Raw genomic sequence first — 13,415 nt, 5'->3', positions numbered from 1 at the left:
GTCGCGTGGGATGACCGGCCACCTCGTCATTCGAACAGGAGACACAATGAAAATCAGCGACCTCAAGATTGGAATCCGGCTCGGCGGCGCATTCGCCGCCGTCCTCGCCCTCGTGGCCGTCATGCTCGTCAGCGCGCTATGGCAACTCAACCGCATCGCCGAGGCCAAGACCGTGATGGCGGATGCCGCGCTCAGCGTCAACCTTGCCCAGCAGTGGTTGCGCGGCATCGAGGGCAACGCCGTGCGCACCCGCGCCAAGGCCACCAGCGCCGATCCCGCCGAGGACGCGCACTACGACGCCGAAATGAAGAAGACCAGCGCCGGTGTCAGCGCCACGCAGAAGCGGCTCGAGGCGATGATCGACACCGCCCAGGGCAAGGCGCTGATGGACGCCGTCGCCAGCCAGCGCAGCCGCTACACCGGCTTGCGCGACCAGGGTTTCAAGCGCAAGGCGGCGCTGGGCGCCGGCGATCCCGAGGTCCACGCCTTCTTCCGCGACAAGGTGATGCCCGAAGTCGACAAATACGTCGCGTCGGTGCAGGCAGTGGTCGCCTATGAAGAGTCGCTGTCGGCCGAGGCGCAAGCCAATATCGACGCACTCAATGTCTCGGCCAGGCAGGTCCTGACGGCGCTCGGCGTGAGCGCGCTCGCGATCGGAGCCCTGTTTGGCTGGCTGCTCACCCGCAGCATTACGGTGCCGCTGGGTCACGCCGTGGGGCTGGCGCGCCAGGTCGCGGCGGGTGACCTGACCGCCCGCATCGACGTGGCCTCGCGCGATGAAGTCGGCCAGCTTCTCGCTGCCCTCAAGACCATGAACGACAGCCTGCTCAAGACCGTCAGCGCGGTGCGCGCCGGCACCGAGACCATCGTCACGGCCTCGCAGCAGATCGCCACCGGCAACCTGGACCTGTCGTCGCGCACCGAGGAGCAGGCCAGTTCGCTGGAAGAAACGGCTTCGTCGATGGAAGAACTGACCAGCACCGTGCGCCAGAACGCGGACAATGCGCGCCAGGCCAATGTGCTGGCCAAAAACGCCTCCCAGATCGCCGCGCATGGCGGCGAAGTGGTGTCGCAGGTGGTGTCGACCATGGCCTCGATCAATGAGTCGTCGAAGAAGATCGGCGACATCATCGCCGTCATCGACGGCATCGCCTTCCAGACCAATATCCTGGCGCTCAACGCCGCAGTGGAAGCGGCGCGCGCCGGCGAGCAGGGGCGCGGTTTCGCGGTGGTGGCAAGCGAAGTGCGCAACCTGGCGCAGCGCTCGGCCGGCGCGGCCAAGGAGATCCGTGGCCTGATCACCGATTCGGTAGCCAAGGTCGACGCCGGCGGTCGCCTGGTCGACCAGGCCGGCACGACGATGCAGGAAATCGTCGAAGGCATCACGCGCGTCACCGACATCATGTCCGAGATCGCCTCGGCCAGCGCCGAGCAGACGGTCGGCATCGAGCAGGTCAATGAAGCCATCACCCAGATGGATAGCGTCACCCAGCAGAACGCCGCGCTGGTGGAAGAAGCGGCCGCCGCCGCCTCCTCGCTCGAGGACCAGGCGGCCACGCTGGCGCGCCTCGTGAGCGTGTTCAAGGTCGGCGCGGACCAGCCTAGCGGCCCGCGTAGTACCGGCTTAGTTGCGCGATCTCCTGGTCAGTCAGGCTCCGCACCGCATTACGCATTTGCCGGTTGATGTCGTTGCTGCGCCGGCCGTCGCGAAACGCCGTCAACTGCTCGGGCAGGTAGACCTCGGACAAGCCTTCCAGTACCGGCGTGGCCGGACGCTCGGCGTGTGGACTGTGGCAGGACGAGCAGGCGCCGATGGCGCGCATCGGGTCGCCGTTGCGCACGAGGCGCGGCGTATCGGTGTCCGACGGTTCGACGGCGGCGATGCGTTCGCGTTCGAGCGAGGCGTAATAGACGGCCAGGTCGCGCATGTCCTGGTCGCTCAGGTTCGCCACCAGCGGCTGCATGATCGCGCTCGGACGGTGGCCGGAAGCGAAGTCGCGCAGCTGCTTGTAGGTGCCCGACGCCGGCTGGCCGGCCAGGTGCGGCGTGCCGGCGGGGCTGGTGCCGCGCGCGCCATGGCACATGGTGCAGGCCATCGCCAGCGTGGCGCCGTTGCCGACCGAATTCGATCCCGCGGCGCCCATCATGTATGCGCTGACGATCACGCCGCTGGGATTGCGCTGGCCCGGGCCCGGCAGCGCCGCGCCCTGGAACGGGGCCGGCGCGCCGGCCGCGCTGCAGATCGCATCCCACAGGCTTTCCAGGGTCGCCTGCGCATGCGCGCGCGGCAGCCACACGAAGGCCACCATCGCCCCCAGCAGCGCCACGCCCACCACCGCGCCCACGCTCCAGGTGAACCAGCGATTACCGAGCGAGAAGATTTTCTCGTCGCTCATGGCTGCTCTCCCACCGGCACCGCCGGCACCGACGTCTGTTCCAGGAATATGAGCTGGGTGATCGGATAGCCGTAGTTCACCACCGACAGCCCGACCATCAGCGCCAGCCACAGCGCGTAGCCGTTCAGCGCGGCCGGCATGCGGCCGCCCTCGTGCACCGCGCGGCTGAAGGTGAATGCGGGCAGCGTGATCGGCGCGCTGCGGTGGCCGCGCAGCAGGACCAGAATGAACAGCAAGCCCGAGAACACCAGCATCAGGCCGCCGAAGAAAGTGATGATCACCGTGACCGCCTGCGCCGCGAGCTCCGGGTGGCTATAGTCGAAATAGGCCATGCGGCGCGGCATGCCGAGGATGCCGACCACGTGCCAGGGAAAGGTCAGCACGATCATGCCGACGAACCAGGTCCACAACTGCGTGCGCATCAGGCGCCCCGCCACCAGGGCGCGGCCGGTCAGGTGCGGCCACAGGTCATAGGCCAGCGCGAAGTACATGATCACGATGGCGCCGCCGAAGATCAGGTGGAAGTGGCCGGTGATCCACTGCGTGTTGTGGACGGCGAAGTCGAGCTGGTAGCTCATATTGATCAAGCCCCCGGCGCCACCGAAGCCGAGCAGGATGAAGGAAAACGCCACCGCCAGCATCATCGGATTCTGCCACGGCAGTTTGTTCAACCAGCCGAACGGCCCCGTGCCGCCGCGCAGGCGGCCCGCGATCTCGACCGAGGCGGTGATGGTGAAGATCGTAAGCAGGGTCGGCACCGAGACCATGGCCGTGAACACGGCGTGCATGAACTTGACGCCCGAGCCTACCTGCGGATCCTGGAACAGGTGGTGGATCCCGATCGGCATCGAGAACACCAGGAACAGCACGAAGGAGATGCGCGCCATCTTGTCGCTGTACAGGCGGCCGCCGATGGCGCGCGGCACCAGCGTATAGAAGGCGATGTAGGCCGGCATCAGCCAGAAATAGACGATCGCGTGCAGGGTCCAGGAAAAGAACACGCGCGCCAGGCCCGCATCGATGGTGGACTTGAAGCCCAGCGCCACCGGCAGGATCTGGAACAGGATCTCGATGGCGGCGCCGAGCGAGGTCCAGGCCCACAGGTAGGCGCCGGCCAGGTTGGCGAACATCGGCAGCGGCACCGTGGCGCCGGGGTTGGCCTTGCGCCACACATACAGGTTGACCGACATCGACCCCACCCAGATCCATGAGCCCACCACCACCAGCACCACGCCGATGTAATAGAAAGGGTTACCGATCAGCGGCGGATAAAAGGTGTACAGCACCGTGGCCAGGCCCATCGACACCGGGATCATGGCCGTGATGGTGCCCAGTACCACCAGCCAGAAGCCGAGCCAGGCCCAGCGCCGTCCAACGATTGCCTGCTTGAGCGAGAGTTCGACGATGGCATAGCCGAAGCCCATCGCGACCAGGGTCGGGAACACATAGCCCATGGCGGTGCCGTGGGCGGTGACGGCGCGGTAGTACAGCTCAGGATTGCCGATCCAGTCGCGCAGCGGGCTGCGGATATACATCTGCCATTCGCCCAGCAGCAGGGCCAGGAAGAAGGCGGCGAAGGCGACCCAGAAATGCGCCAGCACCAGGCGTTTCGCATCGACGCTATGCACAGCTGACCCTCCTGCCGCCGGCGGCCTGGCGCGCGAATTCGTCCTTGTCGATGATCTTCACCTTGGCCCACATGGCGGCGTGGCCGACGCCGCAGTACTCGTGGCAGGGCATCACGTGCTCGCCCGTTTCCTCGAAGCGCGCGCGGAAGTTCGAGATATAGCCGGGCACCAGCATCACGTTGACGTTGCCGGCGGCGATCGAGAAGCCGTGCACCACGTCGGCGGCCGTGCCGCGGATGTTGACCGGCGTGTCGCTTGGGACCAGCAGGCAGGTCGGGGTGAAGGAATACTGGTTGGCCAGCAGGCGCAGGGTGACGCTGCCGTCGGCTTCCAGCGTCGAACCCAGGTTGGCCTCGACGAACTCGCCCGACAGGTGCAGCGTGCCGGGGTCGATGGTCTCGGTACGCACCGGCGGCATCGCCGCCCAATGCACGCTCATCCAGACCAGCATCCCGAGCAGGAACACGATGATGGCGCCGACCAGCCAGGCCCAGCGTGCCTCGGCGGCGTGGGCGACGGCGTCGGTATCGACGGAATGCGGTGGATGCGCCATCTACCGCCCTCCCCGCGCCACGTAGACCAGCAGATAGAAGGCCAGCCACATGGCCAGCACGATCGCCACCGCCAGGCCGGCCACGGCGAAGGCGCCGCCCGGCCCCCTGGCGACGATCGCCTCCACCCGCCCCTGGTCGGCGCTGAGATCGTGTTCCGGCGCTTCCTGGATCATGGTTTCCCCCTGTTGTTATCTGAATCCGTTATTCGACCGTCGCCGCGCGCAGCGCGCTCACCTCGCCCGCCGTGACCGGGGCGCCGCGGTTGCCCCAGGCGGTGCGGATATAGGTCACCACCGCCGCCACGTCGCCGTCCGACATCGCATGCGCGAACGGCGGCATCCCGTACGGCATCGGATTGCGCTTCGTGCCCGGCGGGTAGCCGCCGTTGAGCACCATGCGGATCGGATTGACGCTCGAGGTCATCGTGATCGACTGGTTGTCCTTGAGCGGCGGGTAATGCGGCGGCATGCCGCGCCCGTCGCCGCCATGGCAGCTGGCGCACTGGGCGTCGTAGACGCGCTTGCCCTGGGCGTGCATCTGGCCGATATTGGCGCGCGCCGGGGCGCTGGCCGGGTCGGCGTTGACCGGTTTGTCGGCGGGCAGGCTTTTGAGGTAGACCGCCATGGCCTTCACGTCGGCGTCCGTCATGTGCTGCAGGCTGTTGTAGGTCACCTCAGCCATCGGGCCATACACGGTGCCGCGCTGCGACACGCCCTTCTGCAGCAGGTCGACGATGTCCTGGATCTCCCAGGTGCCCAGGCCCGCCTCCTTGTTCGAGGTGAGCGACGGCGCATACCAGTTCTGCATCGGGATCAGGCCGCCCTGGAATTCGCGCTCTTGCGAGGAACCGCCCAGCGCATTGATCGGCGTATGGCACATCGCGCAGTGACCCAGGCCCTGGACCAGGTAGGCGCCGCGGTTCCACTCGCTCGATTTGCTCTTGTCGGCCACGTACTCGCCTTCCTTGAAATACAGCGTACGCCAGCCGATCAGCAGCGAGCGGTTGTTGTAGGGGAAGCGCAGCTCGTGCTTGCGCGAGGCCTGGCGCACCGCCGGCACCGAGCGCAGGTAGGCGTAGATGGCGTCGGAGTCGGCGCGCGTGACCTTGGTATAGCTGGCGAAGGGCATCGCCGGATACAGCAGGTCGCCGTTCTTCGAGCGGCCGGTACGCATCATCTTGAAGAAGTCGTCGGCGCTCCAGCTGCCGATGCCGGTGTGCGCGTCGGGCGTGATGTTCGGCGCGTACAGGGTGCCGAACGGGGTCGGCATGGCGCGGTTGCCGGCAAAGATCTTCCCGCCCGGGACCGTGTGGCAGGCGATGCAGTCGCCGGCCTGGGCCAGGTATTTGCCCCGTTCGACCTGCGAGGGCTGGGCAGGTTTGGTCTGCGGTTTCTGTGCGGCGCCTGGCGCCGCCACGCCCGCCAGCAGCGCAAGAACCGTGGCAATGCGCGCGAAAGACCACGTCCGCCCAGCGAACCACCACGTCGTCCCCGCGAAGGCGGGGACCCAAGCGTGCCCACGCAGCCACGCAACCCATGCATTCATTGGCGACCTCCCGTGGAATGCACCTGGCTCCCGCAGGCCAGCGGCAGCTTGACCGGCCCCGCCTTGGCCGGCCGCGCCTGGCTCACCGGGAGCGAGGCCAGATAGGCGGAAACGGCCGCTACCTCTGGCTCGCTCAGGCTCGACGAGACCACCTGCATGCAGTCCGGCGCCAGCGCGGTACGCACGCCGTAGCGCCAGGCGCCCAGCTGGGCGCTGACGTAGTCGGCGCGCAGTCCGAGCAGGCCCGGGATCCCCGGCTCGCGGCCTGCGAGGTCATTGCCATGGCAGGCGATACAGGCGGGAATGCGGCGGGCAGGCACGCCGGAATTGGCGATGCGGTGCCCCTCCACCACCAGCGAGGCGGCCGGCGCTGGCGCGGCAATCGTCAGCGGCGGCGGATTCTGGGCGGCGAACCAGTCGGCCATCTGGCGCAGGTAGTCATCCGGCAGGTAGGCCAGCAGGTAGTTCATCGGTACGTACTTGCGCCGGTCGTCGCGAAAGGCCGCCAGCTGGTTGTACAGGTAGCCGGCGGGCTTGCCGGCCAGGCGCGGGAAGTAGACGTTTTCCACGCCGCGGCCGGCCACGCCGTGGCAGCCGGTGCAGGCGGCGACGCGCGCTTCCATGGTGTCGGGCACGCGTGGCGGCGGCGCACTGCGCTCCTGGGCCGCAGCGGCCAACGGCAGCCCGGTCCAGGCGAACAGGCAGACGAGAACACGACCAAGAGGCATCGATCCCTTCCTCCAATGTTGAAGCGGGTCAAATACTTGTCAATTGTGATATTTGTTGTAAAGGATAAAACACTTGTTTTACGCACGCTCCACCCAAAAGGGAGAGTAGAACGACAAGCTTGGGGCTTGTTGACTCACGCATCAATTTATTGTGTAATCACAATATATTTTCAATTTTTCACCGATTTATATGACGCTACACAACAGAATTGCGGTGTTTCGCGCAGAGCGGGGTATCTCGCGGCGGGAACTCGCCGAGGCGGTTGGCGTTAACAACCAGACGATCGGCTATCTGGAGCGGGGAGATTACAAACCCAGCCTGGAGCTGGCGATGAAGATCGCCATGCACTTCGGCGTCAGCGTCGAGATGCTGTTTTCATTCCAGCGCTTCGAGTCGATCGCCATGACATTGAAAAGAGCGGGAGAAGACGAATGAGCGCGAAACACAAGACGCCGTTGCAGTGGATGGATACATTGGTCTGGTGGTCCGGGGCATCCCGACAGGTTCGACAAGACATGTCGAATCATGCCGGTGGACGGCGACACCAGCCGATGCGCTGGCTGCCGCTGCTGCCGATGGCTGCCGGTGCGGGATTGGTCTCCTGCGCGACCGCCTTCGCCATGCCTTCCATGGTGTACGGCGTCGCCGCCCTGCTCATGCCGCCGGCAGCGGCCATTGCCCTCCAGGGCCCCTTGGGCAAGTCTTCCATCGATGACGACGAGCGCGAAGCCGCGTTGCGCAGGGACGCGTTCTTCTTCTGCATGGCATTGCTGGCACTGGTCAATATCGTCGCTGGACCTGTCTTGCTGCTGAGTGCGGCGTTAAAAGGGTGGACGCTTGAACAAATCGCCGGCGTCGCCTACGCCCTGTTCATGGCAAATATGGCGTGGTTTGTCAGTCTTCCTACGCTTTACGCCAGTTGGAAATCGCCCAGCCTTTCCGACGACGAGTCGTGACGGCTCAGGCGGCCGGTTTCTTGAGAAATTTGAGGACGAGGTAGTCGGACAACAGGTCTCACAAATCGATTTGCACATCACCCGGTTTCGAGCGTCATGAGCCGTTCCATCGACACTGTTGTAGGATTCGCCCATGGACTACGAAATCAGCGGACGCCTGCGGAAAACCCGCCGCGGCCTTCACAACGAACAGCGCTCCCGGAGCTTGACCTCCGGGGAGACGGCTATGGCTCGACTGCTGTTCAAGGACTCCATCGACTATCAGCGAGTGCGCGTCCACGCTCGCCGCTACATGCCTTTCCAACCGAAGAACTGCTGCATGACGCCCAACGGCAGCATGTACTTTCACCATTCCTGTTTCCTGCCCGATTACACGCGGGGCGACCCGCCAGCAGTGCACTGGTATCTTCATGAAATGGTGCATGTGTGGCAGCATCAGCTTGGATATGCGGTGCGGCTACGCGGTGCAGTGCGTTTAGGACTGCCGTACCACTACGAACTGGCAGCGGGCAAAACGCTTGCAGACTTCAATATGGAGGCGCAAGGCGACCTGTTGGCGGATTACTTCGCGCTCAAGCACTTTCGTTCTCCGGCGGCGATGCGCCAGCGGCGTTACGCAGGTAGTCTGGCGCTGTATGAAGAGGTGCTTGCGGACTTCCTGGCCGATCCCGGCAGTGTGGCGAACCTGCCTCGCGATTGGGGCCGCTGCTTACTGGCGGCGACTTCGAAGCCGCAGTGTTAAGGCTGTGACGATGCCCACAGCGACCGACGACAGCACGATGATGTTCCCGACAGTCTCGACATACATGCCTGTTGCAAACATGAGCATGACGATGTACACAAGTACTGCCGTCACGAACGCGGCAACAACGGAGATCAGTGTGGTTTTCATTTGAAAACATTCTTGACCGAGCTGGTGCCGAAAGAGTTGCCAACGGTCAGTACAGCGAACGAGCGACGTCAATATCTAACCAGTGGATTGCGGGCGGATCGCCGCGCGTGCTGTCGGGCAGGAGGCAGGAGGGATGAAACTACTGCTGCCGTTCGGCGTCATCGCGCAGTTACGCGGCGGAACGGCATATAGCGCCAGTCGTACACGCGTACCCGGCGTTAGTCGATAGCGTCGCCAAAAAGCAGCGACGCCTATCGGGATAGGTTTTTAACCAGCGCGCAGCGCCGCCGCAGCCTTGGCCAGCTCGGTGATGTGCGCCCAGTCGCCGGCCGCGATCGCGTCCTTCGGGGTCAGCCACGAGCCGCCCACGCAAGCCACGTTCTTGCAAGCCAGGAATTTCGGCGCGCTCTCGATCGAGATGCCGCCGGTCGGGCAGAAGGTCACGTCCGGCAGTGGGCCGCCGATCGCATTGAGCATGCCGACGCCGCCCGCCGGCACTGCCGGGAACAGCTTCAGTTGCCTGAATCCCTGTTCGCGCGCCGCCATCACTTCGGACGGCGTCATCACGCCCGGCAGCAGCGGCAGGCCGCTCGACTTGGCCGCGTCGATCAGCGCCTGGGTCAGGCCCGGCGAGACGCCGAACACGGCGCCGGCGTCGCGCGATGCCGCGAATTCTTCCGGCTGGGTGAGCGTGCCGACGCCGACGATGGCGCCTTCGACCTGGCTCATGGCGCGGATCGCGCCCAGGCCATGCTCGGTGCGCAGGGTCACTTCCAGCACGCGGATGCCGCCCGCAACCAGGGCCTTGGCCAATGGCACGGCGTGGTCGGGGTCGTCGATGGCGATGACGGGGATGACGCTCGCCGAGCGCATGATCTCAAGTAGGGTCATTGATTGGCTCATTGGTTGGCTCACTTGTTAGTCCTGAAAAGGTGGTCTTCGTCGGAGCCGGGGATGATCTCGCCGGCATCGATACCTTCGTGCAGCGGCACGACGGTCTGTTTCGGCGACGGCAGCGGGAAGGTGGCAGCACCCTCCTCCGCCGCGCTGATGGAATTGCGGAACATGGAGAACAGTTCGCGGCCCATGCCGATGTGGCTCGAGGTCAGGTCGGCCGTGGCCTGCTTGCGCTGGGCCCAGACGTCCGCCGGCACCAGCGCTTCCATGGTGCCGCTATTGGCGTCGACACGGATCATGTCGCCGTCGCGCACCAGGCCCAGCGGACCGCCGGCCAGGATCTCGGGCGACACGTGGATCGCCGCCGGCACCTTGCCCGACGCGCCCGACATGCGGCCGTCGGTGACCATCGCCACCTTGAAGCCGGCATCCTGCAGATTGGCCAGCGCCGGGGTCAGCGCGTGCAGTTCCGGCATGCCGTTGGCGCGCGGGCCCTGGAATCGGACCACGGCCACGAAGTCGCGGTTCAGCTTGCCGTCTTTATAGGCGTGCATGAAGTCTTCTTGCGAATCGAAGGTCAGCGCCGGGGCTTCCACCGAATAGTGTTCTTTCTTGACCGCCGAGACTTTCATCACCGCGCGGCCCAGGTTGCCCTTCACCAGCACCATGCCGCCGTTGTTGTTGAACGGGTTGGTGGCTGGACGCAGCACGTTCTCGTCGCCGCTCACCGGGGTGGCGTCGCGGAACACGACCTTGCCGTCTTCGCCCAGGAACGGCTCTTTACAGTGATTGCGCAAGCCGTGGCCGAGGATGGTGTTGACGTCTTCATGCGCCAGGCCGGCGTCGAGCAGTTCGCGGATCACGAAGCCCGGGCCGCCCGCGGCCTGGAAGTGATTGACGTCGGCATCGCCGTTCGGATAGATGCGGGTCAGCAGCGGCACCACTTTCGACATCTCGTCGAAATCGTTCCAGTCGATCACGATGCCGGCTGCGCGCGCGATTGCCACCAGGTGCAGCGTGTGGTTGGTCGAGCCGCCGGTGGCGTGCAGCGCGGCGATGGCGTTGACGATGCTTTTCTCGTCGACGATATGGCCGATCGGCATGTAGTCGCCGCCCTGCTGCGAGATCGCGACCGCGCGATGGGCCGCGGCGGCGGTGAGCGCATCGCGCAGCGGCGTGCCCGGCGTGATGAAGGCCGAACCCGGCAGGTGCAGGCCCATGACTTCCATCAGCATCTGATTGCTGTTGGCGGTGCCGTAGAAGGTACAGGTGCCGGCGCCGTGGTACGAAGCCGACTCACCTTCGAGCAGTTCTTCGCGGGTGGCTTCGCCCTTGGCGTAGCGCTGGCGGATCGCGGCTTTCTCCTTGTTGGAGATGCCGGTGGTCATCGGGCCGCCCGGCACGAAGATGCCCGGGATGTGGCCGAAGTGCAGCGCGCCGATGAGCAGGCCCGGCACGATCTTGTCGCAGATGCCCAGGTAAAGGGCGGCGTCGAACATATTGTGCGACAGGCCGACCGCGGTCGCCATGGCGATGGCGTCGCGCGAGAACAGCGACAGCTCCATGCCTGGCTGGCCTTGCGTGACGCCATCGCACATGGCCGGCACGCCGCTGGCGAACTGGGCCACGGCACCGACTTCGCGCACGGCTTCCTTGATCACTTTCGGGAAATACTCGAACGGCTGGTGCGCCGACAGCATATCGTTATAGGAAGAAACGATGGCGACCGACGGTTCCTTGTATTCGCGCAGCTTCAGCTTGTCGTTGGCCGGGAAGGCGGCAAAGCCGTGGGCCAGGTTGGTGCACGACAGAGCGCCGCGCTGGACGCCCTTGATGCGGGCCGCCTCGAGATGTTCGAGATAGGCCGCGCGCGAGCGCTTGCTGCGCCCGATGATGCGGTTGGTGACCTGTTCTACTACGGGGTGGAGCGCCATGTTCGTTCCTTCCTGAATTTAGTATCTGAAATTTTACTACAGATCGGTACGCTGCGCTCGTTTCCGACCGGCCTCACTATGGGGACGGAATGGCCGAGCGGCGTCACTTGGTGAAGGGAAGCATCCGGCAAATTGAATTCGCGCTGTTTTTTGTAGTGAATTTACGCGCAGATGCTTGTATTATTCGATAATCCATTATTGCCAACATTGTGCCACGCACCCCGACCCCATGCGCCAGCCTCCTTTGACCAGTACCGCCAGCTTCCAAGCCCTCGCCCAACATGCCGATACCGCCAAGTCGTGGCAGATGCGCGACCTGTTCGCCGCCGATCCCGACCGCTTCGAGCGCTACTCCGACGAGGCTGCAGGCCTGTTCCTAGACTATTCAAAAAATCGCCTCGACGGGCGCACGCTTGAACTGCTGGTCGGGCTGGCGCGCGAGCGCGGTCTGGAGGCGCGTCGCGATGCGATGTTCGCCGGCGAAAAGATCAACAACACCGAGAACCGCGCGGTGCTGCACACCGCCCTGCGCGCGCCGCGCGGCGCGACCTTGGTGGTCGACGACCAGGAAGTCAATGCCGACATCCACGCCGTGCTCGATCGCGTAAAGACCTTCACCGACGCCGTACGCAGCGGCGAATGGCTGGGCCATACCGGCAAGCCGATCACCGACATCGTCAATATCGGCATCGGCGGCTCGGACCTCGGCCCCAAGATGGTGGTGCTGGCCCTGCGCCACTATGCGCACCCGCGCCTCTCCATGCATTTCGTGTCGAACGTCGACGGCCACGACATGGACGCGGCGCTGGCCCAGGTCGATCCCGAAACCACGCTGTTCATCGTCGCCTCCAAGACTTTTACGACGGCGGAAACCATGATGAACGCGCAGACCGCGCGCGCCTGGTTCCTGCAGCATGCCTCCGAAGAGGCGCTGGCCAAGCACTTCGTCGCCGTCTCGACGAACACTGAGGCGATTAAAACCTTTGGCATCGACCCGGCGAACATGTTCCCGTTCTGGGACTGGGTCGGCGGCCGTTATTCGGTGTGGTCGGCGATCGGCCTGCCGGTCGCGCTGGCCGTGGGTTTCGGCTACTTCAAGGACTTCCTGGCCGGCGCGCACGAGCTGGATGAACACTTCCGCACTGCGCCGCTCGAGCAGAACCTGCCTACGCTGCTGGCCCTGGTCGGCTTCTGGAACCGCCAGTTCCTCGACTGCGCCTCGGTGTCGATCGCGCCTTATCACCAGGACCTGAACCGCTTCCCGGCCTATCTGCAGCAGCTCGACATGGAAAGCAACGGCAAGCGCGTGACCCGTGACGGCCAGCCGGTCGATACGCCAACCTGCCCGGCGATCTGGGGCGAGTGTGGCACCAATGGCCAGCACGCCTATTTCCAGTTGCTGCACCAGGGCACCGACGTGACGCCGATGGATTTCATCGCCGCCCTGCGTCCGGCCCACGAGATGGACAACCATCACACCGCCCTGCTGGCCAACTGCTTCGCCCAGTCCGAAGCCTTCATGAAGGGCAAGACGGCGCACGAGGTGCGCGCCGACCTGCAGGCGCAAGGCCTGGCTCCAGACGAAATCGAGCGCCTCACGCCGCACAAGACCTTCCCGGGCAACCGCCCAAGCAACACGATCCTGATGGAACGCCTGACCCCATCGACCCTGGGCGCCCTGATCGCACTGTACGAGCACAAGACCTTCGTGCAAGGCGTGATCTGGGATGTCAACAGTTTCGACCAGTGGGGCGTTGAGTTAGGTAAAGTGCTGGCGAAGAAGATCGAAGCCGAGCTGGCGGGCGAACCCGCGCCAGCCCAGCACGACAGTTCTACGAACGGCTTGATCGCCCGCGCCAAAGCGGCCTTCTGAAACCTTCACCA

At 65.0% G+C, this 13,415-nt stretch carries 14 protein-coding genes; 5 read left to right on the top strand and 9 right to left on the bottom strand.

Annotated features, from left to right (window positions below; translation table 11 throughout):
* Positions 1–46 precede the first annotated feature (46 nt).
* Positions 47–1,684 (top strand): methyl-accepting chemotaxis protein, encoded by a 1,638-nt coding sequence (locus tag FVD38_RS08750; protein ID WP_147934454.1) that lies wholly within the window; start codon positions 47–49, stop codon positions 1,682–1,684.
* On the opposite strand, the gene FVD38_RS08745 is transcribed toward FVD38_RS08750, so the two are convergent.
* The 6 genes from FVD38_RS08745 to FVD38_RS08725 form a co-directional block, all read right to left on the bottom strand.
* The gene (locus tag FVD38_RS08745; protein ID WP_147934453.1) at positions 1,602–2,396 is read right to left on the bottom strand and encodes a c-type cytochrome; all 795 of its coding nucleotides are present in this window, start codon (positions 2,394–2,396) and stop codon (positions 1,602–1,604) included. The two genes, FVD38_RS08750 and FVD38_RS08745, sit on opposite strands and share 83 nt — an antisense overlap.
* Positions 2,393–3,997, bottom strand: coding sequence for a cbb3-type cytochrome c oxidase subunit I (locus FVD38_RS08740; protein ID WP_187271524.1), 1,605 nt, complete (start codon positions 3,995–3,997; stop codon positions 2,393–2,395). The genes FVD38_RS08745 and FVD38_RS08740 overlap by 4 nt, the downstream gene beginning before the upstream one ends.
* Positions 3,998–4,016: 19 nt before the next feature.
* Positions 4,017–4,577 (bottom strand): cupredoxin domain-containing protein, encoded by a 561-nt coding sequence (locus FVD38_RS08735; RefSeq protein ID WP_147934451.1) that lies wholly within the window; start codon positions 4,575–4,577, stop codon positions 4,017–4,019.
* A complete protein-coding gene (locus FVD38_RS26435) occupies positions 4,578–4,751 on the bottom strand; it encodes a hypothetical protein (protein ID WP_187271522.1) in 174 nt (57 codons plus the stop codon). It lies immediately after the preceding gene.
* 28 nt (positions 4,752–4,779) lie between these two features.
* Positions 4,780–5,994, bottom strand: coding sequence for a c-type cytochrome (locus FVD38_RS08730; protein WP_229493531.1), 1,215 nt, complete (start codon positions 5,992–5,994; stop codon positions 4,780–4,782).
* A 125-nt stretch (positions 5,995–6,119) separates the two neighbouring features.
* Positions 6,120–6,851, bottom strand: a complete 732-nt coding sequence (locus FVD38_RS08725; RefSeq protein ID WP_187271521.1) for a c-type cytochrome — start codon at positions 6,849–6,851, stop codon at positions 6,120–6,122.
* Between the two features lie 190 nt (positions 6,852–7,041).
* On the opposite strand from FVD38_RS08725, the gene FVD38_RS08720 reads away from it, so the two are divergent.
* The 3 genes from FVD38_RS08720 to FVD38_RS08710 all read left to right on the top strand — a co-directional run bounded on the left by FVD38_RS08720 (position 7,042) and on the right by FVD38_RS08710 (position 8,550).
* Positions 7,042–7,287, top strand: coding sequence for a helix-turn-helix transcriptional regulator (locus tag FVD38_RS08720; protein ID WP_222706905.1), 246 nt, complete (start codon positions 7,042–7,044; stop codon positions 7,285–7,287).
* On the top strand, positions 7,284–7,808 hold the full coding sequence (locus tag FVD38_RS08715) for a hypothetical protein (RefSeq protein WP_147934448.1): 525 nt from the start codon (positions 7,284–7,286) through the stop codon (positions 7,806–7,808). Before FVD38_RS08720 ends, FVD38_RS08715 begins: the two co-directional genes overlap by 4 nt.
* Positions 7,809–7,941: 133 nt before the next feature.
* Positions 7,942–8,550: a Rhs element Vgr protein gene (locus FVD38_RS08710; protein WP_229493528.1), complete on the top strand. Its 609-nt coding sequence runs from the start codon at positions 7,942–7,944 to the stop codon at positions 8,548–8,550.
* Here the strand turns inward: FVD38_RS08710 and FVD38_RS08705 are convergent.
* The 3 genes from FVD38_RS08705 to edd all read right to left on the bottom strand — a co-directional run bounded on the left by FVD38_RS08705 (position 8,518) and on the right by edd (position 11,531).
* Positions 8,518–8,700: a hypothetical protein gene (locus tag FVD38_RS08705; RefSeq protein WP_147934447.1), complete on the bottom strand. Its 183-nt coding sequence runs from the start codon at positions 8,698–8,700 to the stop codon at positions 8,518–8,520. The genes FVD38_RS08710 and FVD38_RS08705 overlap by 33 nt on opposite strands.
* 267 nt (positions 8,701–8,967) lie before the next feature.
* Positions 8,968–9,591, bottom strand: a complete 624-nt coding sequence (gene eda / locus FVD38_RS08695) for a bifunctional 4-hydroxy-2-oxoglutarate aldolase/2-dehydro-3-deoxy-phosphogluconate aldolase (RefSeq protein ID WP_187271520.1) — start codon at positions 9,589–9,591, stop codon at positions 8,968–8,970.
* A 20-nt stretch (positions 9,592–9,611) separates the two neighbouring features.
* A complete protein-coding gene (edd, locus tag FVD38_RS08690; RefSeq protein WP_147934445.1) occupies positions 9,612–11,531 on the bottom strand; it encodes a phosphogluconate dehydratase in 1,920 nt (639 codons plus the stop codon).
* Positions 11,532–11,760: 229 nt separating this feature from the next.
* Here edd and pgi point away from each other — a divergent pair, with 229 nt between their 5' ends.
* Positions 11,761–13,404: a glucose-6-phosphate isomerase gene (gene pgi, locus FVD38_RS08685; RefSeq protein ID WP_147934444.1), complete on the top strand. Its 1,644-nt coding sequence runs from the start codon at positions 11,761–11,763 to the stop codon at positions 13,402–13,404.
* The last annotated feature ends 11 nt before the right edge of the window (positions 13,405–13,415 follow it).

This window comes from Massilia arenae (assembly GCF_008014745.1).
Classification (GTDB): domain Bacteria; phylum Pseudomonadota; class Gammaproteobacteria; order Burkholderiales; family Burkholderiaceae_D; genus Telluria; species Telluria arenae.
The sequence above is the reverse complement of the archived record's forward strand: the minus strand, read 5'-3'. Positions and strand labels throughout refer to the sequence as shown.